This is a genomic window from Methylomonas subterranea (assembly GCF_024505185.1).
Classification (GTDB): domain Bacteria; phylum Pseudomonadota; class Gammaproteobacteria; order Methylococcales; family Methylomonadaceae; genus Methylomonas; species Methylomonas subterranea.
The window spans coordinates 19,521-42,305 of record NZ_JANIBJ010000007.1 but is presented as its reverse complement, the minus strand read 5'-3'; the positions used below and the strand labels follow the sequence as shown (position 1 = coordinate 42,305).

The window sequence follows — 22,785 nt, the reverse complement described above, 5'->3', positions numbered from 1 at the left end:
CATTTCGGAGATCGGAATATGTTCACATCCCAACCCATGGCTTCCGTGCTGGCCTTGTCGGCCACGCTGGGCCTGTCCGCCCAGGCCCAGGCCGCCACGCCGGTGTTCATCAATGAAATCCATTACGACAACGCCGGCACCGATGTCGGCGAAGCCATAGAAATCGCCGGCCCGGCCGGTACCGATCTGAATGGCTGGAGCCTGCTGCTTTACAACGGCAATGGCGGCGCGGTTTACGATTCCAAGCTGCTGAGCGGCACACTGGGCGACCAGACCGGCAACGGCTTCGGCACCCTAAGCATCGCCTACCCCAGCAACGGCATTCAAAACGGCGCGCCGGACGGCATCGCGCTGGTGAACGCCGGCGGCGCGGTGGTGCAGTTTCTCAGTTACGAAGGCACTTTCAGCGCCAGCAACGGCCCGGCCAGCGGCATGACATCAGTCGACATCGGCGTGCAACAGTCCGGCGGCACACCGGCCGGCCAGTCCTTGCAACTGAAAGGCAGCGGCCGGCATTACGAAGACTTCGCCTGGCAGACGGAATCGGCCGCGTCGTTCGGCGCGCCGAATCAGGGCCAGACTTTCGGCGACGACTCCGGCAACCCGCCGCCGGTTTCGCAATGCGGCCAGCCGGCCACGCCGATTGGCGCGATTCAAGGCAGCGGCCCGGTCAGCCCCTTGAACGGCTCGGTACAGCACGTCGAAGCGACGGTTACCGGCGACTTCGGCGGTTCGGCTAACCTGGGTGGCTTTTTTCTGCAACAACCTCAGGCCGACAACGACCCGGCCAGCTCGGAAGGTTTGTTCGTGCAGTCGAACACGCCGGTACGGGTCGGCGACCGCGTCCACGTGGTCGGCAAGGTCGACGAAAGCTTCGGCATGACCCGCCTGGTTGGCGTGTCTTCCGTCGAGGTCTGCGCCGCCGGCCTGCCGCTGCCGGCGGCGCTCGACATTCATTTGCCGTTCGACCCGCAAACCAACGATCCGGAACGCTGGGAAGGCATGCGGGTAAGGCTGCCGCAAACGCTGCTGGTCAACGAAAACTTCAATCTGGCGCGTTTCGGCGAGTTCATCGTCTCGTCGGAACGACAATTCGCGCCGACTCAAGTGGCCGCGCCCGGCCAGGCCGCAATCGATAGAGCAGCTCTCGACAGCCTGGACCGTCTGGTGATCGACGACGGCTCCAACACGCAAAATCCCGACCCGCTGATCTATCCGCAACCCGCCGGCCTAAGCGCCGCCAACAGCTTGCGCGGCGGCGACAGCGTCACCGGCGCGGTGGGCATCCTGGCTTACGATTTCGGCGCCTACCGCCTGCAACCCACGCAGGCATTGCAGTTCGGCAACAGTCATCCGCGGCCTTCGGCGCCGCTTGCCGATGCCAATGCCTCCTTGAAGGTGGCGAGTTTCAACGTGCTAAATTACTTCAACGGCAACGGCGCGGGCGGCGGCTTTCCGACCTCGCGCGGCGCCAACAGCCCGCTGGAGTTCGCTCGCCAGCGGGCCAAGATCGTCAACGCTCTCGCCGGCCTGAACGCGGACATCGTGGGTTTGATGGAAATCGAAAATGACGGCTACGGCGCCGATAGCGCGATTGCCGATCTGGTCAACGGCCTCAACCAGCAGACCGGCGCCGGCCGTTACGCCTTTGTCAACGTCGGCGTCAACAAAATCGGCAGTGACGAAATCGCCGTCGGCTTGATTTATCAAGCGGCCAAGGTCGTGCCGCTGGGCAGCGCCCGCCTGCTGGACCAATCGGTCGACAGCCGCTTCAACGACGGCAAGAACCGGCCGACACTGGCGCAAAGCTTCCTGGACAAGGCCTCCAACAAAACCCTGACCGTGGCCGTCAATCATTTGAAATCCAAGGGCTCGGCCTGCGACGACGTCAACGACCCGGATACCGGCGACGGCCAGGGCAACTGCAACCTGACCCGCACCGCCGCCGCCCAGGCGCTGGCAAGCTGGCTGGATAGCGACCCGACCGGCCAGAGCAGCCCTCACACGCTGATCATTGGCGACTTGAACAGCTACGCCCAGGAAGACCCGATCAGCGTCTTGAAAAACGCCGGCTACGACAATCTGCCGGAAAGCCGCCTCGGCAACCAAGTTGCTTACAGTTATGTGTTCCAGGGCGGGGCCGGTTACCTGGATCATGCCCTGGCCAATGCGGCGCTGGCGCCGCAAGTCAAAGCCGTGACCGACTGGCATATCAACGCCGACGAGCCGCGCGCTCTGGACTACAACGTGGAGTTCAAATCGGCGGGGCAAATCGACAGTTTTTATGCGCCCGATGCCTACCGCTCGTCCGACCACGATCCCTTGCTGCTGCAACTGTTCGTGCCCGGCGATCTGGACGGCGACGGCGACGTGGATAGCAGCGATGCCGGCGTTTTCCGCGCGCAATTGGGTAAATGCGCCAACAAGCCGGGTTTCAAGCGCGAGGCGGATTACAACGCCAGCGGCTGCGCCGATTACGCCGACTACCGCATCTGGTACGCGCATTATCTGGCCTACCTGCAACGCAAGCCGGCGCAATGATCCTGTTTATCGCGGCGGCTTAACTGCCGGAACAAGGCTGGAAAAATCGTGGGAGCAACGCACAGTCGCGATGACGACCTTACGAATCGCGACTACGCGTCGCTCCTACCGTGGCTTTCAGAGTAATAACTTCCGCATTCTTTTCCCCTCCGGGAGGGCTAGGGTGAGGGATTTAAATAAGGAAGTTATTTTGGGCGTAAGCCTTACCATTATTCAAGGTGAAGAACATGAACATCAAACCACTCATCGTCGCCGGCCTGCTGGCGGCCATATCCTCCTCGCCACTGCAAGCCGCCGTGCCATCGCTGGCCTTGCGGACCCAAACCGACACGATCCGGGTCGGCGATGTGTTCGACGTCGACCTCATAGCCCGCGACGTGTTTGCCGACAGCTACGCCGACGACCTGCTGCTGGCTTTTGGCTTCAATCTGAACGTTTCCCCGGCTTTGCTGGGACTGAACGCAAGCTGGCTGAATCCGCTGTTCTCGGACGATGCTGAAATCCTTAACTTGGATTTGGCCGGCTCGGCCTTTCCAGGCCTGGCGGCCAACGATTTCAGCGGCGACCTGCATCTGGGAACCTTGCGCTTTCAGGCACTGGCAGACGGTGCGACGATACTGAGCATGACCGCCGACCCCGCCGACCTCAATCAAGGCCTGATTTACTTGTTCGGCAATTCGCTTTCGATGTCGGCTAGCTTGAACGTCAACATTGCCGCTGTACCGCTGCCGCCCGCCGGGCTGCTGTTTGCCAGCGGCGCTTGGTTGACTTGGCGCGGCAAACGCCGCCTCTCCCCCATCCCGGCCTAAGCGGCCTTGCCGCCGGCCATCACAAATCGTTAACAAAGCCTTAACCGGGCTGTAACCGGCCGGTGGCACACTTTTAGGATTACGCCCCTAAAAACTTCCGCATTCTGTCCCTCTCCCCTCCGGAGGGTGTCGTAAAAATAGAAACAGTTCCTTCTCCCACCGCACCCACGGGGCATAAAGGAGAGGGAGCTTTTACGACAAACTCCTCCGGGAAAAGGCTAGGGTGAGGGATATAAATAGCGAAATTATTAGGGTCGGAATCCTTAGCGATTTATTCATCCAATAACCCAATACCGGGAGGCTCCATGTCAACGATAGCTGGTCGATCATTTTCAAAAATCTTCGCGGCCGAAGCCGGCTTAATGCCTGTAAACGTCAAGAAACCCCTGCTGAAAAACATCGCCTTGCTGGCCGCATTCTGCACGGCCGGCTGCGTTCAACCCGTCTTGGCCGGGCCGCAACAACAAAACGCCCAAGGCCACGGTAAATTCGAATTCGCCCTGATTGGCGACGTGCCGTACAACGAAGTCGATTTTTGGAAGCTGGATAATGTCATTGCCGAAATCAACGCCGACCAGCAATTGAAATGGGTGTTGCACGCCGGCGATATCAAAAACGGCTCTACCCTGTGTTCCGATGAAATGTTTCTCGACCGCCTGCAACGATTTTCCTCATTCAAAAAGCCCTTCATTCTGACACCCGGCGATAACGAATGGACGGATTGCCATCGCGCCAACAATGGCGGCTACCAGCCGCTGGAACGTTTGAGCAAACTGCGCGAGGTGTTTTATCCGCTGCCGGGCCAAACCCTGGGCCGAAAAACCATGCGCGTCGAAACCCAAGCGGACGACGCCCAATATGCCGAATTCGTCGAGAACGTGCGCTGGAAGGAACAAAACGTCATGTTCGCCACCCTGCATATCGTCGGCAGCAACAATGCGCTAGCCAACTTTGCCGGCCGCACCGCCGCCGATAATGAGGAAGTGGTTCGTCGTATCGAAGCGGCGCGGGCCTGGATTGGCGAGACCTTCGCCAAGGCCACGGCCGAAAATGCCCGAGGCGTGTTGTTGATGTTCCAGGCCAACCCCGGTTTCGAACTGGCAAAAGGCAACAGCGGCCGTAGAGGTTTCGAGGAAATCCTCGCCGACCTGGAGCGGGAAATCGTTGACTTCAAAAAACCGGTGGCATTGGTACACGGCGATTCCCACTACTTCCGGGTCGATAAACCCATGCTGGGCGCCATCAGCAAACGTCGCATCGAAAACGCCACCCGCATCGAAACCTTCGGCGCCGACGACGTGCATTGGTTGCGTGTCGAAGTCGACCCCAATTCGGCCGAGGTCTTCTCGGTGCATCAGGAAATCGTCGAGACCAATCTGGAGCAACATCCGCAGCCGTAATTGCTTACAAACAACCGTTACTTTTGGAACAGGGGGATTGGGGGAGATTGTTTACGACAGCTCCGCCAATCCCTTATTTATCGTCGGCCGGCGATTCAGATATCGCATCCGCACCATAACTTCACCATACGCCCCGCCCGCCATCTTTTTTGGCAATAGGGAAGTGGCAAAAATAGCTCGGCACTCCAAACCTACGTCACAAAACGATAATTTTTCCGTCACCGTCCGGTCACGTGAGTTCTTTATAAATTGCGCAGTCGCGCCGCGACAGCCCGACATGGTTCAGCAATCGAATCGGGCCGCTTACACCTTCAACTTTGTTTCAACCGCTTTTACAGGAGTGTATTCATGAAATCGCAATCCCTTGTCGCCGTCATGGCCTTGGCACTGTCCGCCGCCGGCGCCCAAGCGTCCGTCATCAGCGAATGGAACTTCAATTCCAGCGTGCCGGACGGCAGCACCGGCACGGGTTCCATAGTGCCCGGCATAGGCTCCGGCACGGCATCCTTGCTGGGCGGCATCAGCGGCTCGTTCAGCAGCGGCGCGGCCAACGGCGGTTCCTCCGACCCGGCCCTGACCGACAACAGCGGCTGGCAAACCACCGGCTATGCCGCCCAAGGCACCGGCGACAAAAGCCGCGGCGTGCAATTCAACGTCAGCACCGTCGGTTTGAAGGACATCGCGATCAGCTACGACCTGCGCCACAGCAACACCAGCTCTCGTTATGAACTCGTGCAATATTCGCTGGACGGCATCAATTTTATCGACAGCACGCTATTCGACGGCAATGCCGGCGACACCTGGTTCAACGGCCGCAGCGTGGACTTCAGCAGCATTGCCGGCGTGGCGGACAACGCGAATTTCGCCTTCCGCATCGTAGCCAGCTTTGCCCCTGACTCGCTGGGCTATTTGGCCTCCAATTCCGCCAGCAACTACGCCGCAAGCGGTACCTGGCGCTTCGACATGGTCAGCGTCACCGGCTCACCGGTTCCGGTTCCGGCCGCGTTCTGGATGATGGGTTCGGGCCTGGTTGCCCTGCTGGGCTTGCATAGACGCCGCAACATGTCCGTTGCCGCCTGATCGACGCCTTGAACCGGCCATGCCGCGGCTTGCAACAGCGACCGCGGCATGCAAGCTAGCGTAACCAACAGCTGATTGCGTAGCGGTAGGCCGGAGCTTGCACCTTCGGTTTCCGCTCGACCTCTCCGTATCGGATAGTGGATATGTACCCGGCCCGGTTACATTTGCCTTGCTTATCGCTTAATGATGATGTTCATGCCCCATTTGCGCCTGTACCTTTATCACGAAGGGGTCGGTTTCCTTGTCGCCCAGGTCGGCGAAGTCGATGATTTCGTAAGCGTCCGCCGAGGTGGGCCGCCAGGGGGACTGACTCAAGGGATAAGACGCCAGCAATTCGGTGCGCTCGAAAAACTCGCCATGCCGCCGCTCTATGATGCTCGGCAAGGCTATGTCCATCCGCATCACCACGCGCCAGTCGGTTCCTTCCAACTGTCCGCTATATTCCCGCACCGGATAGCCATCCACCCATTCGATGTCGCCCGCGCTCAATTGGCGCAGCAATTGCGGATCCAGCATCAGCGACAGTTTTTGCCAGGAAGGAGCGCTCTGCAGCATTTTCAAGTCGTCGTGTTGAAATTCGATGGCGCGCCGATCCGCGTGGTACAGCTTGCGGTGAATGATGGTCTGCCCATCCAGTTGCCATAATTCGCCGATACCCAGTCGCGGCCGTTCCGTGACGATTTGCCGGCTGTCCCGCCAGATACGCCATTCGACTGTCTCCGGCGCGGCTTGCTGTTCCTCGTGAGGCGACTCATGCCGGTGTTCTTCGCCGGCGCGGGTGGTGACGAATTCGGCCGCCAGTGCCGGCGGGTTGGCGACGGCCGGATCGATGATGTTTACATTGGCCTTGCGTTGCGCCGATGGCGTGCCGCAAGCGGTCAGGGTTAGCCCTAGCGCGGCAACGATAAGGTGGATCAAGATTTGGCGGCTTCGATTTGACATGGGTAACTTGAGCTTGTAAATGGTCTGTAAAAATCGGTAGGCCGGAATAAGCGCAGCGTTTCCGGAAAAACGCACCAACCTGCCGGAAACGCTACGCTTATTCCGGCCTACAACAAAAAACCGGGGGACACAGGCGTCCCCCGGTTCCGCTTTGTTAAGGTTCCCGCGCGAGAACCGAAACGTTTACTTGCGCATGCCCAGCGCGTCGGCCATCACGTGATAAATCGCGTTTTGCTCCAACGTACCGCGCACCAGATAGGCGCCGGGGCCATCGGCATAAATTGCCACGTCTTCACCGGCGTGGGTTTCCGAGCCCATCGGCACGGTCGCTTCCTGCAGATAGTTGGGATTTTCGGTGTCGACGCTAGCCAGATCGGGACGCAATTTGCCACCGTCATAGGCAGCGGCAACCGTACCTTCATTGGCCGGATTGAATTCCTTGCGCTGCATGCCGCCGGTCCAACCGGGGCCGTTGGCGTAGGACAAGGTGGTGTAAGGCAAGCCCAAGGAATCCTTCAGCTCAACGCCGTCAACCGCGGTTTTGCCCAAAATCGGGTTACCGCGCGACGGGTAGCCGGCGATGGTGAACACATGGCTATGATCGGCGGTAACCAGAATCAAGGTATCCTTGTCATTGGTCAGTTCCCTGGCTTTTTTCACGGCATCCGACAAGGCGATGGTGTCGGTCAAGGCCCGGTAGGCATTGCCGGCATGGTGGGCGTGGTCGATGCGGCCGGCTTCAACCATCAGGTAGTAACCTTTTTTGTTTTTTTGCAGAATTTTGATGGCCTTATCGGTCATCTCGGCCAATGACGGTTCGCCGGCGGCGTCGTCCTTACGGTCGGCTTCGTAACGCATGTGCGAGCGTTCGAACAAACCCAGCAAATGATCGGTTTTCTTAGGGTTGACGGCGTCAAACTGTGCCTGATTCCAAACGTATTCCGAGTTGTTGTATTGCGAGATCCATTCCAGGGTCAGGTCGCGGCCGTCGGCCCGGCGGCCTTTTTGGCTGGGATATTCAGGGTCGTTCAGGCTGTTGGGCATGAAATAGCTACGACCGCCGCCCAACGCGACTTCCAAGCCGTCGCCATATGGAAATTCCAGCAATTGGCGGGCGATGTCCTTGACGGTGGCGCCGGCGGGCAGATTGCTGTCGGCTTCCCAGTCGCGGTTGGAAATATGGGCGTAATTCACGGCCGGGGTGGCGTGGGTAAAGCGGGCGGTGCTCACTACGCCGGTGGACAGGCCGCGTTCTTCGGCCCGCTCCAGTATGGTTTTGACGCTTTTGGCCGCCGTGACGGCCGCGCTCGGCTCCAAACGGTTGATGCTTTGATCGACCGAGATGGCGCCGTCGTTGGTTTTGATGCCGGCCACCATGGCGGTGGCGGTCGGTGCCGAATCGGAGGTTTGTTGGTTGGCGCTGGCGGTAACCGAGTGGGCCATGTGGCTGAAACGTTCGAATGACAAGCGGTTGAATTCGCCATCGCGACCAGCCATTTGGCCTTCCAGTATGCGGGTCGCGGTCACGGTGGATACGCCCATGCCGTCGCCGACGAACAGAATCACGTTTTTGGCCTTGCGCAGTTCCTGCAGGTCTTTTTTATTCACCAATACGGCGTTTTGGCCGGCCTTGAACCATTCCGCGGCGGACGACGGAACCTGGTCGGACGCTTGATTCGCGGGCTTTTTAGCCTTGTCGCCGTGCGCGACCACGCCCACCGACAAGCTTAAGCCGAATACGCCCATGGCCACGGCCAAGGCTGTCGTTTTTGGCGTTTTTCGATGTGTCATTGCTGCCCCCTGAGAGCGAAATTAGGAAGCGCTAAATTAATGCCTGAATGTGAAATTTTGATGACGCGGCGGACCTGACGTTGAATAAGTCGCCGGGGGTTAGGCGCGGCTGCTTGCGGAGTTGGCGAACATTTTCCCCGCCGGCGCAACAGACCGATCGGCCATAGGGTTAATGCGGACGGAATGGTATGATTGCGCAACGTCATAAACCTGCTAATTTACTCGACAAACCCCGCTTCGATCGGCTGGCGAAAAGCCCGCCACCGATACAAGCGGCAAGCGAATCTCCCCAAGGCTGTTTTCGCTTGCGGGCGGGACCGAATGCAGCCACATCGCTTTTGCGGAAACCCAGACCGATACCATGAAATTCTGTATAAATTTTGTCATCGCGGCCTCCCTGGCTCTGGCCGGCGCGGCCGCGCATGCCGACGAGGAGCGGTCCATGCTGTCGCTGAAGGGTTTCGGCAGCCTGGGAACCAGCGGCACGGATAACGACAGCCTGAGGTTTCGCCGCGACATCAAGCAAGGCCGGGGGGTAGGCAGCGGCTGGGGGATAGACACCGATTCGCGTCTCGGCCTGCAAGTCGATGCGGAATTCAATAACGCATGGCATGCCACCGTGCAATGGGTGGCGCGTAATACCACCGGCGATTTCGTCGAACAAAATCTGGATTGGGCATTTTTGCGCTGGCGGCCGTTGGACGACCTGGATATCCGCGCGGGAAGGATGGGTTTCGATGTGTTTATGTTGTCGGAATACCGCGATGTCGGCTACGCCTATCCGTGGATACGCCCTCCCCATGAGTTTTACGGCGGCTTGCCGGTTTACCATTTCGACGGCATGGACATCGCGAAAAAATTCGCGCTCGGCGAGGGGCAGCTGACCGTCAAGGTATTCGGCGGCCATAGCTTCAATCAGGTGCCCATCGGCTTGTCCGAGCAATCCGATCAGCGTTATACCTTGGCCGGCATTAAACTGGCCTACGAACAAGGCAACTGGAATGCCCGCATCGGTTATAACTACGCGCTGAATAATCTCGAACTCTCGCCATTACACCCGCTGCTCGATGCGCTCAACGACCCGGCATTGAGTGCGGTTTGGCCGGATGCATCGGGTTTGGCGGCCAAAATCTCCGCCAAGGACAAGGCTGTGCATTTCACTTCCGTCGGCTTGGCCTACGATGACGGACTGTGGCTGGCTCAAGCGGAAGGCTCGTATATTCATTCGGAATTAAATGTCTACAGAAGCGTTGCCAGCGGCTATCTCAGTCTTGGACGACGGGTCGGCAAGCTTACCCTGTATACCTTGCTGGGCATCTCGGAAACCTTGAATGACAGAAGCAGCGTTTCCTCGCCGCTGGCGCCCGTCCCGGCCCTGCTGGAGCTGCGAAACGCCGCCGACCTGACCTTGAACACCGGCGGCGTCGACGAGAAATCGATATCCCTGGGCCTGCGCTGGGACGTTACCGAGAATATCGACCTGAAGACGCAATGGAGCCATTACTGGCTGGGCAATAATGGCAGCGCATTATGGCTAAGGCCGGCAAGCGGGGCGGCGGCCGATACGGTCAACGTTTGGTCCGTCGGCATGGATTTCATCTTTTGAACATGAAAACCTTTCTTATCTCATTGCTGCTGGCCTGTATCCCGGCGGTACGGGCCGAGATTCTGGTAATCGGCCACGTCAAAAACGACATCGACAGCCTGACCGCCAAACAAGTGCAGGACATTTACCTGGGCCGCAGCCGCGTTTTGCCCAACGGCAAATTCGCCTTGCCGATAGACCAGCCCTCGCCTCTGCGCGCCGAGTTTTACGAAAAGCTGACCGGCCGGCCGGTGGAGCAGATCAACGCCTATTGGGCGCGGATCATGTTTACCGGTCAGGCCTCCCCGCCCCAGCAACTGCCCAGCGACGAGGTGGTGATGCGAACGGTGAGGGAAAACGAGGGCGCCATCGGCTACGTCAACAAGGCCAGCGCCGACAAAACCGTTCGCGTACTGCTGCAATTGGACTGATGAACGCCGGCAAAAAAAAGCGCTATCTGTACCATAAACTGGCCAAGGCGGTATTTGGGGTAGCGCTGTTGTTTTCGGCCTGTACCTCGTTGTTGCTGTTCATCACCGAATTCAAGCGTTCCAGCGAAAAGACCGTGCTGATGATCAATCAGCTGCTGGACACCGTGGAAAACACCGCGGCGGTGGCGGCCTATTCCAATAATCGTAGTATCGGCGAGGATGTACTGGCGGGCCTGCTGCGCAACGACATTATCCACGAAGCCAAGCTGGAGGGCAGCGCGGGCTTGGCTCTGACACAGGCACGCGGTACCAACGTGCCCAGGCAGGCCGAAATCAGCCGCACACTGTATTCGCCGTTCGGAGACGGCGAGGTCATAGGCCGGCTGTCGGCGACGCCCGAAGCTCAATACAATCTGTTGGAGGCGCGGCACAGCGCCCTGTTCAGCGCGTTGAATTCGTCCGCGCTGATCGGTCTGACCGCGCTGATCGTGTTGTTGATGGTGCGTTCCCTGCTTTCGCGGCCGCTGATGAAAGTATCCGACACCCTGCATGCCATCAAGGCCGGCGAACAGGAACGCCTGGAACCGCTGCCGGGCAATCACGACGAATTGAGCCAGTTGGTGGAAGATATCAACGGCTTGCTGGAAACCTTGCAGGAAAAATTTAAGTCCGAACACGCCCTGCGCAAGGAAATCGAAACCATAGAGCAGCAGTTGCGCACTATCTTCGAAACCACCAGTGCCGGCATTTTTGTGCTGGACGAAGCCGGCAGGTTAAAAACCGCCAATCCGACCTTGAGTAAAGTCATTGCGCTGGAACAATCGTCGACGGAAGCCTTGTTGGGGCGGGATTTTGCCGACTTGGCTTTCGCCGATCCGGATAGGTTGCGCGAACTGATCCGTTTGGCGGAAGAGCGCAAACAAACAGTCGCGCGGGATTTACGCTTGAAAAATCTCGACAACTGGGTACATTGCTTGCTATCCCTGCAATCGTCGGCCTTGACCGAGAAGAATTTCGAGGGCGTGGTTTACGACATTACCGAGCGGGTGGCGGCGGAAACCAGCGTGCGTCATGAAGCCGATCACGATTCGCTGACAGGATTACTGCGCAGACAAGCGGCCGACCGAAAACTGATCAGCCTGATGCGCGGCCAGCGCAATCGGGACGATACTTTGGTTTTGTGCCTGCTCGATCTGGATCGCTTCAAGGAAATCAACGATACCCACGGGCACGACGCCGGCGACCGGGTACTGATAGAAGCCGCCGAACGTTTCCAAAATTGCGTGCGGGCCAGCGATATCGTCGCCAGACTGGGCGGTGACGAGTTTCTGATTGCGCTGGTCAACTGCGCGTCCCTGGAACACATCCGCCAAATCGCCCGGGACATCGTCACGGCGATTGGCCGGCCCATCCAACTCAAGCCGCAATTGAGTGTGGAAGTGGGCGTCAGTATCGGTATCTGTCTGGAACAGGATGGCGAACAAAGCCTGGAGACCATGTACAAGGCCGCCGATCAAGCCATGTACGAAGTCAAGCGCCAAGGCCGAAACGGTTTCGCTATCCTGCGTGAGGACGGCACGATAGCCGTGGAGACAATCGCCGCAAACGGGCAATAACCAGAACTGCCGGATGCCGCGGTAAGCGCGGCTTTGGTAACTGCCGGTTTCGCCTGTCACCCTGAAAGTCCCTGGAGGAACGCCGCGTAGTGGCGTTTCTCACGGCCAAAATCGCGGCTATGCGTCGCGCCTAGCAGAATGTCTTTCATTACCTTTAGAACTTTACCATGCAACCTTTAGCTTTTGTCGATCTGGAAACCACCGGCGCTTCGGCGACTAAAGACCGTATTACCGAGATCGGTATTGTCCTGGTGGATGACGATGGCGTGCGGGAATGGAGCCAACTGGTGCATCCGCAGATGCGCATTCCGTTGTTCATCGAACAGATGACCGGCATCAGCAACGCCATGGTCGAAAATGCACCCTGCTTTGAACAGGTGGCCAAGGAAGTCGATGCCTTATTGCAAGGCCGACTGTTCATCGCCCACAACGCCCGCTTTGATTACGGTTTTCTGAAAAATGAATTCAAACGGGTCGGCCTGCTGTTCAAACCGCAGGTGCTATGTACCGTAAAATTATCGCGGGCACTGTATCCGCAGTATCACCGGCATAATCTCGATAGCCTGATCGAACGCTATCAATTAAAGGCCAAGGAACGCCACCGCGCTTTAGCGGATGCCCAACTGATTCATCAATTCTGGCAACATACCCATCAGCAGTTTTCGGCTGATGCCATCGAAACCACCGTTAAGAATTTGGTACAACGTTCCAGTCTGCCGTCGCAGCTTGATCCCAATCTGGTCCACGATCTACCGGAAGGCCCGGGCGTTTATCTGTTCTATGGCGAAAACGATTTGCCGCTGTACATCGGCAAAAGCGTCAATATCCGCCAGCGGGTACTATCGCACTTTGCCGCGGACCATCGCCACGCCAAGGAGATGAGCTTGTCGCAGCAAACCAAGCGTATCGACTGGATTGAAACCGGTGGCGAGCTGGGGGCGTTATTGACCGAAGCCAAACTGATCAAACAGATGACACCGGTGCATAACCAACGGCTGCGGCGCAAAAATGCACTATGTGCCTGGCAACTGGAGCAGAAGCAGGATCAGTTGTTACCGCGTCTGACTTGGGCCTATGATCTGGACTTTGGCGCGCAGGATAATTTATATGGCTTGTACGGTAATAAACGGGATGCCGAAAAGGCGCTTCGCAGTTTGGCCGAACAACATCAGCTATGCCTGGGCGTGCTCGGTCTTGAAAAGATTGGCAGCGGCAAACCCTGCTTTGCCCATCAACTCAAACGCTGTCGTGGCGCCTGTGTCGGCAAGGAATCCGGTTTGGAGCACGCCACGCGCTTACTGACCGCCATGAGCAAACTCAAACTGAGCAGTTGGCCTTACCACGGCGCCATCGGCATTCGCGAGGAAGACGATTTGCACGTCATCGATCATTGGTGTTATCTCGGCACGGCGCGCAGTGATGACGAAGTCCAAGCATTGCTGGAGCAAGGCAGGCCGGCGTTTGATCGCGATACCTATATGACCTTGGTCAAGGCCTTAAAGAAAACGCAGGTCGTGCATTTACGTACAACGCCACGCCATGAAACCATCCGCGGGATTAGCAAGATTACCTGACCCAGCGCCGCGCGTCTTTAAGCAATAACAGGAGTTGTTGCTCTTGTAAGGGAGAGGCAATAAATCCAAAACGCCTGTAAAAACGGGCGGCCTCATCATCAATCGGGTGCGTTAACATTGCCCGGATACCGGCTTGCTCAGCAATCAACAGCGATCGTCGAATAGCATCCTGCAATAATCCGATGCCGATACCGCGCCCTTGATGATCTTTGGAAACCGCCAAACGAGCAAGAATTGCGACTGGAATGGGGTACTGTCCCATTCCTTTTCGAATACGCTCAGGGGCGTCCAACGTGTCGATCTGACCAACAGTCAAACTGAAATAGCCAATGACTCGTTGAGTATCGCCCGTAATGACGAAGGTTTTAGCTGAGCCACTGCCTTGTGCCTGTCTGGCATGACGAACCAACCATTCGTTAAGTGCGGGCTTGCCACAGTCAAATAATTCCAGATGGTGCAATGCCCCAAGGGACTCAGGGCGAGAGTGATTCACGAATTATCCCAGGGAGCAGTTCGGGAAAATAAGTCGCGTAACCCCTCATTGTCTTCACTTGGACCATCCAATAAATCCAAAAAAGCCTGATATTGACTGCCTGATACCATAAACAATCGTTGGTCGAGCAAGGTTTGTTCTGCTGCTTGGCAAGCGCTATCAAGAATAAAGTCGGTTAAAGACTTGTGTGCCACCTCGGCGGCTCGACGTAATATCGCTTCTTGCTCTGGGGTAGCTCGCAGGCCAAGTCGTGCAGATCGGGTTGCGACAGCTGCTGTAGTCATCATACATACCTCAAGGGATTAAATTGCTTCATTATGTTAGTACAAACGACGCACGCAATCTACACCCAGTTGCTTGCACTTCGCAAATAAATTTTCCCGATCGATTGACCATTAATTCATCGTCTCCTCGCGAAAATGCAATAACGGCGAAGTCCGCAGAAACCCGCACGAAACCCCGCGAACCCGCAGCAACAGGCAATAAAAAACCCCAACTGAAACCAGTTGGGGTTGGGTGATTGGTGGAGGCGGCGGGAATTGAACCCGCGTCCGCAAGCACTCCGCCACAAGCTCTACATGCTTATCCCGCGCTTTTGATTTAACTGTTGACTACCCGTCGGGCCAAGAGGATCAACAGCGATTTCGATTGGATTTAGCGCTTCGGGCTCCGAACTAAGCCTTGGCGCGAGCTTATGTAATATGATCCCCGAGCGTCCCCGAAAGGACTCCGGACGCATAAGTACATCCGGTCAGAGAAGTGGTGCAGGTTTTAAGCTGCTAAGGCCACTGAGTAGTTTTCGTCGTTTGCGAATACTTTTTTTCAGTAGGTTTTACGAGCTGTACTGTGCTCGGCATGCACCCGAGGTTTTGCTACCCACGTCGAAGCCAGGTCGCCCCCAAGAGCCTTCATTCTATCGAATATCGGAAAAAATTGTAGGACTATTTTTTGCCCGCTATGAGCTTTTTAGCTGCTGCAACAAAGGTTTAATGGCGATGGAAAATTTCTGCCGCGCCACCTCGCCGATCACGCCCGTGTAACTGCTCTGCAGGTATAAATCGACGCCGCAAACCCGAGCAATCATCGAACAGCGCCCGCTGATGCCGAAATCCCGCCCTTGCAGCCGATACGTCAGCGGCACGCAATCATTCCGCAATATGGGGCCCGCGACTATGAAATCCAGCCGCTGGTCAAAGCTGTCGTAATTCAACGTGTCCGGCAGCAAATACAGTGTAGCCAGCAGGATTTCAGGGTCCTCGCCCATGCAGCCGTATATCCGGCACTCACAGACATTTAGATCGGCCAGCAGCAGGCCCGCCAAATCCGCCGGTTTAAGCCAGCCACCATGCGCCCGGCACAGCCGGTCCAAGCCGTGAAATTGTTTCACGGTTATTGATGATATTGAGGGCTCAGTTCGCGCACGGCAGTCACCATGGCGGCGACATGCTCCGGATCGATGTCCGGCAAAATACCATGCCCCAAGTTGAATACATGGCCGGAACCTTGTCCGTAAGCGTAAAGGACCTTGCCGACTTTCTCCCGAATGACTTCCGGTTGCGCGTACAAGGTGATGGGATCCATATTGCCCTGCAAAGCCACTTTGTCGCCGACACGGGCACGGGCACTGCCGATGTCGGTTTGCCAATCCAATCCCAGTGCGTCGTATCCGGTATCGGCCATTGCCTCCAGCCACAAGCCGCCGCCCTTGGTAAACAAGATGGTGGGAATCGATCGACCATCGCGGTCGGTATGCAGCAATTGCCTGACCTGTTGCGCATAGCGCAGGGAGAATTCCAGGTAATCGTCATGGCTGAGCATGCCGCCCCAGGTATCGAACACCATCACCGCATCGGCGCCGGCGGCGATTTGCGCATTCAAATAAGCCGCCACCGCTTGCGCCAGTTTATCCAGCATTTGATGCATCAGCAGCGGTTGTTCGAACATCATGCTTTTGACTTTTTGGAATGACTTGCTGCTTTTGCCTTCCACCATATAGGTTGCCAGCGTCCAGGGGCTGCCGGAAAAACCGATCAGCGGCACCCGGCCGTGCAGATTGGCTTTGATTAAGCTTACCGCGTCGACCACATAGCGTAATTCGGCATGCGGGTCCGGTATCGGCAGTTTGGCCACATCGGCGGCAGTTCTGACCGGGCGGGCAAATTGAGGGCCTTCGCCTTCGGCAAACGACAAGCCCAAGCCCATGGCGTCGGGTATGGTCAGAATATCGGAAAACAAAATCGCCGCATCGAAATTGAATCTATCCAACGGCTGTAAGGTCACTTCGCAAGCAAGCTCCGGATTCGTGCACAATTGCATAAAGCTGCCGGCTTTATTGCGTACTTCACGGTACTCCGGCAAATAGCGCCCGGCTTGCCGCATCATCCAAACCGGAGTGCGTTCCACGGGTTGCTTTAACAGGGCGCGAAGGAATAAATCGTTTTTTAATGGTGTCATTGATTTTGGACGGTAATGGGACGCCGCTGGAACGGCATCCGCTACAAAACTAAAGATAAAAATTATTTGCGCCGGCTAGCCTTTTGTACTTGATTAAATCGCTTCACCACGCCGCCGTTAAACTCGGCCGGCATCTCGGATTTATTGTTCAAGGCTTCGACGGAGGTCGGGAAGGAGCCGTAGATGATGACGTATTTTTCCTGCCCCTCTATGCCCACGGGATAATACGCCAGCACATCCCGGTAATCGGCATATTTGCGTAAAAAGCGTTGCGCGGACTCCTTATTGGAAAGCACCATGACTTGCACGGTGTAATTATTGGCCGGCTGAGCCATGATCCAATCGAGGTTGCCGGCATCGGACTCAACTTTGCCAACTTTGGCCGCGACCGGTTTGGGTGCGACAACGGCCGCGGGCTGCTCTGCCGGTTTGGCTTCCACCGGCGGCGCGGATTCGCCCGATGCAGGCTCGGTCTGTTTGGCTTCCGCTGGCGCTGCCGCCACGCCGGGTTCCGAAACGGCCGCTTGCTTATCAAGCAAGGACGGCGGGATGTTTTCCGCAACCGGCGGCACTGCCGGCAACGGCTCGACAAGCCGTTCAGGGATAGCCGAATTCGGTACCGGTTCCAGCATGATACGCGCTTCCGGCAGCAACTCGCCGGCCGGCACGAGATCTCCGTTTATCGGCGGCGTCACCGCCTCAATAACAGGCGGGGCTGGATCGAGGCTTACTTTATCGGCACCCTGAAGGGGTTGGCTGGCGGAGGGCAAAACCGTTGGGCCAAATATCTCCGCCGGCATGAAGGACTTAACGGCGAAAGCCACCGCCGCAACCACGACCGGAATCCCCAACCACAAGCCAAATTGCCGACTCCGGCGCTGTTGATAATGTTTGTACTTCGGTAATTCCGCCAATATTCTGCCCGGCACGCCCTCGGATTGCCGGTAAATGTCTTCCACCAAAGCGTCGCTGATGGCATTAAACAAAAGCGGCGAACTGGGCCGAGCGGATAAATTTTGCAAATACTCCAGACATTGGCGCTGATTGAGGGGCGGCAGTTCGATGATATGACAGGCTTCCATGGCGCCGTCGGAGGCTGTCTTGGCTTGCAGTTCGTCGCTGCTCAGCGCCAACACCAAGCGTAACCCGGCCAGCGAATCGGCAAAATCGATCAGTTCGCCAATCAGCCCCGGCACCAACTCACCGGCATCGTCGATGATCAATATCACTTTCTGCTTGTTGCAAAAGGCGCGCAGCGAGGACAAGTCGAAATTCACGCTGGCATTGCTAAGATTCAAAAACCGGCTCAACTGAGCCACCACGGTCTCGAAACTCAAGGCGGCGGATCCCGGCAACAGGCAAATCGGCCAAGTATCTTGATGGCTTGTGGCGAAAGTATGCAACAAGGTGGTTTTACCTATACCGTCCGGCCCGCAGACGATCATGGACTGTTGCAAATTGGTCAGCAGATGTATCAGCAAATCCAGCTTTTGCGAACGATCCACGGTAATCAGCGCCCGCTCCGCCTGCCTTGAATTACCGGCAACGGTCGGGCGCTTTTGATAACTGTAGGTCAAGTCGCCCTTATCCAACATAGGTGTTCAAGGTTTCTTGCAAGTGGGTCAACTCCACATTCACCGGCAAAGAGGCCCTGCCCACGGCTTCCAATAAAATCACCCTAATTTTGCCGTCCACGTTTTTCTTGTCCACCGCCATCAAATCCACATACTGCGCGGCAGTCATGCTGGCCGGCGGGGTAACGGGCAGTTTGGCGGCTTTAAAAAGCGCCACGATACGCTCAACATCCGCGTCGTTCAGCCAGCCCAGCCTACGGGATAAATCCGCCGCAAAACAGGTACCGATGGCCACCGCCTCGCCGTGCAGATAATGCCCATAACCGCTACCGGTTTCGATGGCGTGACCGAAGGTATGACCCAAATTCAGGGTGGCCCGCGCGCCTGACTCGAATTCGTCCTCGCCGACCACTTCGGCTTTATTGGCGCAGGAACGCTCGATGGCATGGGCCAGGGCAGTCTTGTCGCGCGCCAGTAATAGCGGCATACTGGCTTCCAGCCATGCTAAAAATTCCGGGTCGCGAATCAGGCCGTATTTAATCACTTCGGCCAAACCGGCCGACAGTTGCCTATCGTCCAGCGTGTCCAGCACGTCGGCATCGGCGATCACGCATTGCGGCTGATAAAACGCGCCTATCATATTCTTGCCCAGCGCATGGTTGACGCCGGTTTTACCGCCGACCGAAGAATCCACCTGGGCCAGCAAGGTGGTGGGAATCTGAATGAAGGCTATGCCGCGTTGATAACAGGCCGCCGCGAAACCGCCCATATCGCCGATCACGCCGCCGCCCAGGGCAATCAGCGTGGCATTGCGGCTAAATTTGGCGGCCAGCAATTGATCGAAGATTTTTTCCAGATATCCCAGGGTTTTGTATTGTTCGCCGTCCGGCAGAATCACCGCCTCCAATTGATAAGCGGACAAAGCCGCCCGCAGCGGAGCAAGATACAGGGGGGCGATGGTTTCGTTGGTGACGATAGCCACCTGCTTGGAACGGATATGCCTGGTCAGCAATTCCGTTTGAGCCAACAAGCCGGAACCGATATAAATCGGGTAACCGCGACCATTATCCAATTCAACTTGCAATGCTTTCATGTTGTTCCAGGGCAGCCCTGTATTGCTGCAAAATGGTTTTGACCACGGTTTTGCCGGGCAGGGAACCGGAGTCTATCTTAAAATCCGCGCAAGCCATATACAACGGCTCGCGGGCCACCAGCAAACTTTGCAGCCGCTGACGCGGGTTGTCCGTGCGCAATAGCGGCCGCTGCGTATCGTGGCGGGTTCTGTATAAAATTTTGTCGATGGAACAGTGCAGATACACCACGAATCCGCTGGCTTTCAGGGCCTCGCGGTTTTCCGCCTTAATCACCGAACCGCCGCCGGTAGCCATCACAATGCCGGGCAAGGCCGTCAATTGCTGAATCACGGCCTGTTCCCGCAAACGAAAGCCTTCTTCGCCTTCGTAGGAAAAAATGGTCGGAATATCCACACCCATGCTGTCTTCGATGACTTTATCGCTATCGTAAAACGGCCGTTGCAAGGCTTTGGCCAATTGCTTGCCGATAGTGGTTTTGCCCACGCCCATCAAGCCAATCAGATAAATATTCTCCAGTTTTTTCATCGAAACAGGTTGATGCAAACAAAGGCAGGCATTATGCCCACTTTTTAACAGGAATAAAATTTAATCCGACAGGGGGAGATAGGGTTTAAACGAACAACGCGGCGATTTGGCCCTGGATTTTTTCCGCCATGGCTTTGCGATCCGCCGCGTCGCGAATCGGCCTGCCGACCACCAAATAATCGGCGCCGTTCAGGATGGCCTGCTCCACGCTGACGGCGCGTTTTTGATCGTCGTCTTCGCGATTGTCCACCGGACGAATGCCGGGCGTAATCACCAATAGTTTTTGCCCCAGTTCTTCCCGAATCATGGAAACTTCCAATCCGGACGACACGATACCGTCGCAGCCGATTTGCAGGGCCCGCTTGGCGCGCGACAACACCAACTGTTTGACGTCGCATTGAAAACCCAGATCGTCCAGGTCGCCGCGATCGAGACTGGTCAAGGCCGTCACCGCCAACACTTTCAAATCGCCCTTGGCCTGGGCGGCGGCTTCCATGATCGAATCGTTGCCGTGTATGGTGGCCAAATCCACGCCCTTGCTGCTCAAGGCCTTGATGGCCCGGCCGACCGTGGCCGGAATGTCGAAAAATTTTAAATCGACAAACACTTTTTTATTGCGGGCTTTCAGCCATTCGATAAAGGCAAAATAATCGCCGGACATGAACAGTTCCATGCCGACTTTATAAAAAATCACCGCATCGCCCAATTCTTCCACCAAGGCCCGCGCTTCGGGAATACCGGGCACGTCCAGTGCCATGATCAGGCGTTCGCGAACGGGAATGGGTTTGGTGGAGATAAATGCATCGCTCATGTAGCAGTTTCCAATAACGATAAAAGAAATCCGGGACTGCCGGCATTTTAGCCGATCTTGACTCGGCAAGTCCTTTAAAACGCCAACCCCGGCTTTGGCCGGAGCCGAGTTCCCCGCGACTTACAAACCGCGTCAAGGCGAGGGCGAAAAAAACGCGGAGTAAGACAACGACGTTTCGGCATTGAATATTTCCGATTTGGCATCATAACCTTGGCTCAGCACCGAAAAAACCATCAAGCCGGACAACAACGCGGACATTTTCAATAACTTGTAATCCCTGAGCGGAAAATTGAATAAATACTCTATGCCGTACGCCAGGCATAACAGTTTGAATAAGAAATTTACCGGAAACGGCGTATCGGAAAGCAATACCGCCGCCACGGCGAATAATGAAATCAACAAATCCTGGGTGGAAAATGAAAACACATTTCTGCGCGTCACCCGGATGCCAATAAAGATCACCACCATCAGCATGGTCAAATAGGCCGCAACAGTGATATCAATGTAAGGGTTGTTAAAGTGGTCCGAGGTCAACAAAAAGCCGGAGAAGGTTGCAGTGATATAAACGCACAGCTTAACCACGGAATTCAACAATGGCCGCTTGAATAAAAACACCAATGCTGACGACACCAACAAACTCGAGAGCAGAACCGGCCCGGACTCGGAAAATAATTCAAACGATTTATACATGGCAAAAATCATGACCCATAAATAAATCAACAAACCGAATTCTATATACAGCCTGCAAGTCCAATATAGCCAATCAAAACGCCGCAAAATACTGTGCCTACGGTCGCTCGGATCGTGCTCCGGCCGCGCTTTCCAACCGGTATGCGCCGCCAAAACAAACAACGACAGAATCAGCGCGCAAATCAAGCCCCAGGTAGCCATTACCGCGAAGTCGCTTTGATAACGTAAAAGAAACGCAGCCAGTAAAAACAACGCTTGCAGGGTGTAGATGCAGGACACAGCCTCCGCATGACTGAATCCCAAGGCCAGCAAGCGGTGATGTATGTGGCGTTTGTCCGGCGAAAATGGCGACTTGCCGCTATATATCCTTTGAGTCATTACCGTCAGGGTATCCAGTATCGGCAAGCCCAACAACAACAATGGCAGCGCGGGGTTTAAAGTGACATAGACGTGCTCGACCAGATAAATGCACAGAAAAGCCGCCATGAAACCGATAAACTGACTGCCCGTGTCGCCCATGAACACAACGGCCGGGTGACTGTTGAAACGCAAGAAACCCAAAATGCCGCCGATGATGGCCAAGGCGATCAACGCCAAATCCTTGCCGCCGACATAATCGGCAAAAAAGGCCACGGCCGCCAAGGTCATCAGCATAATGCCGGCGGCCAAGCCATCCAGACCGTCGGACAGATTGACGGCGTTGGTCACACCCACCACAAAAATAAAACTCAATGGGTAGGCTATCCATAGCGGAGCGTCGTCCAATCCGCAGAAAGGCAGAAATTTTAAATATATCCCTTGCTGTAAAACGAAAATAACGGCAATAAACTGACCCAGGAATTTCCACTTATAATTCAGGTTGAATATATCGTCCAGCAAGCCGAATAAAACAATAATGGCCCCGCCGACCAGCAAGCTGCTAAACGGCTGTTCCAGCGGCGCCAGAACCAGAATAGTGGTCAAGGTGGCAAAAGACAGCCCCAAGCCGCCGCAACGGGGTATGGCTTGAGTATGAACCTTACGTTCATCCGGCTCGTCCAGCATGCCAAGATATTTAGCCGACTTGATTAAAAACGGCATCAATAACACGCTAATCAAAGTCGAAAGGGTAAAACTTAAAAATAATTCCATTATTTAGTCCGGTGGTGGCGGCCATTTGAATCAAGCCGTCTTTAAGCCGGATATCTATCCGGCGTACGCAACATAGGGTTGTTTGGAATAATTCAGAATCCGCGTGGGTAGAAAAAGCCGCGCCCGCCCCGCGCTTGGGACTGCCGACCAAATGCGGAGCTGACGGGCATAACGACCACGTGCTTAGATTACGGCGGCGTCTTCAAGGTATAAAGGTAGCCGGTATTTCCTGCTTTTGCAGAAC

General features: G+C 56.2%; 19 protein-coding genes and 1 other RNA gene. 8 read left to right on the top strand and 12 right to left on the bottom strand.

Annotation, left to right across the window (positions count from 1 at the left end):
• Positions 1-18: 18 nt before the first annotated feature.
• The 4 genes from NP590_RS05195 (at position 19) to NP590_RS05180 (ending at position 5,830) form a co-directional block, all read left to right on the top strand.
• On the top strand, positions 19-2,541 hold the full coding sequence (locus NP590_RS05195) for an ExeM/NucH family extracellular endonuclease (protein WP_256601200.1): 2,523 nt from the start codon (positions 19-21) through the stop codon (positions 2,539-2,541).
• Between the two features lie 227 nt (positions 2,542-2,768).
• Positions 2,769-3,350 carry a hypothetical protein gene (locus tag NP590_RS05190; RefSeq protein WP_256601199.1) on the top strand — a complete coding sequence of 194 codons (582 nt, stop codon included), beginning with the start codon at positions 2,769-2,771 and terminating at the stop codon, positions 3,348-3,350.
• Between the two features lie 305 nt (positions 3,351-3,655).
• On the top strand, positions 3,656-4,750 hold the full coding sequence (locus NP590_RS05185; protein WP_256601198.1) for a metallophosphoesterase: 1,095 nt from the start codon (positions 3,656-3,658) through the stop codon (positions 4,748-4,750).
• Positions 4,751-5,098: 348 nt separating this feature from the next.
• Positions 5,099-5,830, top strand: a complete 732-nt coding sequence (locus NP590_RS05180) for a VPLPA-CTERM sorting domain-containing protein (protein WP_256601197.1) — start codon at positions 5,099-5,101, stop codon at positions 5,828-5,830.
• A gap of 180 nt (positions 5,831-6,010) precedes the next feature.
• On the opposite strand, the gene NP590_RS05175 is transcribed toward NP590_RS05180, so the two are convergent.
• Together NP590_RS05175 and NP590_RS05170 are read right to left on the bottom strand one after the other, a co-directional pair.
• Positions 6,011-6,772 carry a hypothetical protein gene (locus NP590_RS05175; RefSeq protein WP_256601196.1) on the bottom strand — a complete coding sequence of 254 codons (762 nt, stop codon included), beginning with the start codon at positions 6,770-6,772 and terminating at the stop codon, positions 6,011-6,013.
• Between the two features lie 183 nt (positions 6,773-6,955).
• Positions 6,956-8,563, bottom strand: coding sequence for an alkaline phosphatase (locus tag NP590_RS05170; protein ID WP_256601195.1), 1,608 nt, complete (start codon positions 8,561-8,563; stop codon positions 6,956-6,958).
• Positions 8,564-8,924: 361 nt separating this feature from the next.
• Between NP590_RS05170 and NP590_RS05165 the strand changes: the two genes are divergently transcribed.
• The 4 genes from NP590_RS05165 (at position 8,925) to NP590_RS05150 (ending at position 13,769) form a co-directional block, all read left to right on the top strand.
• Complete coding sequence (locus tag NP590_RS05165; protein WP_256601194.1) at positions 8,925-10,169, top strand: hypothetical protein; 1,245 nt, start codon at positions 8,925-8,927, stop codon at positions 10,167-10,169.
• 2 nt (positions 10,170-10,171) lie between these two features.
• Positions 10,172-10,579 carry a type 2 periplasmic-binding domain-containing protein gene (locus NP590_RS05160; protein WP_256601193.1) on the top strand — a complete coding sequence of 136 codons (408 nt, stop codon included), beginning with the start codon at positions 10,172-10,174 and terminating at the stop codon, positions 10,577-10,579.
• Positions 10,579-12,195 (top strand): diguanylate cyclase domain-containing protein, encoded by a 1,617-nt coding sequence (locus NP590_RS05155; protein ID WP_256601192.1) that lies wholly within the window; start codon positions 10,579-10,581, stop codon positions 12,193-12,195. Before NP590_RS05160 ends, NP590_RS05155 begins: the two co-directional genes overlap by 1 nt.
• Before the next feature lie 167 nt (positions 12,196-12,362).
• Complete coding sequence (locus NP590_RS05150) at positions 12,363-13,769, top strand: 3'-5' exonuclease family protein (protein ID WP_256601191.1); 1,407 nt, start codon at positions 12,363-12,365, stop codon at positions 13,767-13,769.
• Here NP590_RS05150 and NP590_RS05145 read toward each other — a convergent pair.
• The 10 genes from NP590_RS05145 to NP590_RS05100 form a co-directional block, all read right to left on the bottom strand.
• Positions 13,762-14,262: a GNAT family N-acetyltransferase gene (locus tag NP590_RS05145; protein ID WP_256601190.1), complete on the bottom strand. Its 501-nt coding sequence runs from the start codon at positions 14,260-14,262 to the stop codon at positions 13,762-13,764. The genes NP590_RS05150 and NP590_RS05145 overlap by 8 nt on opposite strands.
• Positions 14,259-14,549, bottom strand: a complete 291-nt coding sequence (locus NP590_RS05140) for a type II toxin-antitoxin system TacA family antitoxin (RefSeq protein WP_256601189.1) — start codon at positions 14,547-14,549, stop codon at positions 14,259-14,261. Before NP590_RS05140 ends, NP590_RS05145 begins: the two co-directional genes overlap by 4 nt.
• 234 nt (positions 14,550-14,783) lie before the next feature.
• Positions 14,784-15,162: a transfer-messenger RNA gene (ssrA, locus tag NP590_RS05135) on the bottom strand.
• A gap of 55 nt (positions 15,163-15,217) precedes the next feature.
• Positions 15,218-15,649, bottom strand: coding sequence for a hypothetical protein (locus NP590_RS05130; RefSeq protein WP_256601187.1), 432 nt, complete (start codon positions 15,647-15,649; stop codon positions 15,218-15,220).
• A gap of 2 nt (positions 15,650-15,651) precedes the next feature.
• Positions 15,652-16,716 carry a uroporphyrinogen decarboxylase gene (hemE, locus tag NP590_RS05125; RefSeq protein ID WP_256601186.1) on the bottom strand — a complete coding sequence of 355 codons (1,065 nt, stop codon included), beginning with the start codon at positions 16,714-16,716 and terminating at the stop codon, positions 15,652-15,654.
• A 62-nt stretch (positions 16,717-16,778) separates the two neighbouring features.
• The gene (locus NP590_RS05120; protein WP_256601185.1) at positions 16,779-18,311 is read right to left on the bottom strand and encodes an SPOR domain-containing protein; all 1,533 of its coding nucleotides are present in this window, start codon (positions 18,309-18,311) and stop codon (positions 16,779-16,781) included.
• The gene (aroB, locus tag NP590_RS05115; protein ID WP_256601183.1) at positions 18,301-19,383 is read right to left on the bottom strand and encodes a 3-dehydroquinate synthase; all 1,083 of its coding nucleotides are present in this window, start codon (positions 19,381-19,383) and stop codon (positions 18,301-18,303) included. Before aroB ends, NP590_RS05120 begins: the two co-directional genes overlap by 11 nt.
• The gene (locus tag NP590_RS05110) at positions 19,364-19,909 is read right to left on the bottom strand and encodes a shikimate kinase (protein WP_256601181.1); all 546 of its coding nucleotides are present in this window, start codon (positions 19,907-19,909) and stop codon (positions 19,364-19,366) included. The genes aroB and NP590_RS05110 overlap by 20 nt, the downstream gene beginning before the upstream one ends.
• 85 nt (positions 19,910-19,994) lie before the next feature.
• The gene (gene pyrF / locus NP590_RS05105) at positions 19,995-20,720 is read right to left on the bottom strand and encodes an orotidine-5'-phosphate decarboxylase (RefSeq protein WP_256601180.1); all 726 of its coding nucleotides are present in this window, start codon (positions 20,718-20,720) and stop codon (positions 19,995-19,997) included.
• Between the two features lie 132 nt (positions 20,721-20,852).
• Positions 20,853-22,541, bottom strand: a complete 1,689-nt coding sequence (locus tag NP590_RS05100; RefSeq protein ID WP_256601179.1) for a glycosyltransferase family 4 protein — start codon at positions 22,539-22,541, stop codon at positions 20,853-20,855.
• Positions 22,542-22,785: the final 244 nt, after the last annotated feature.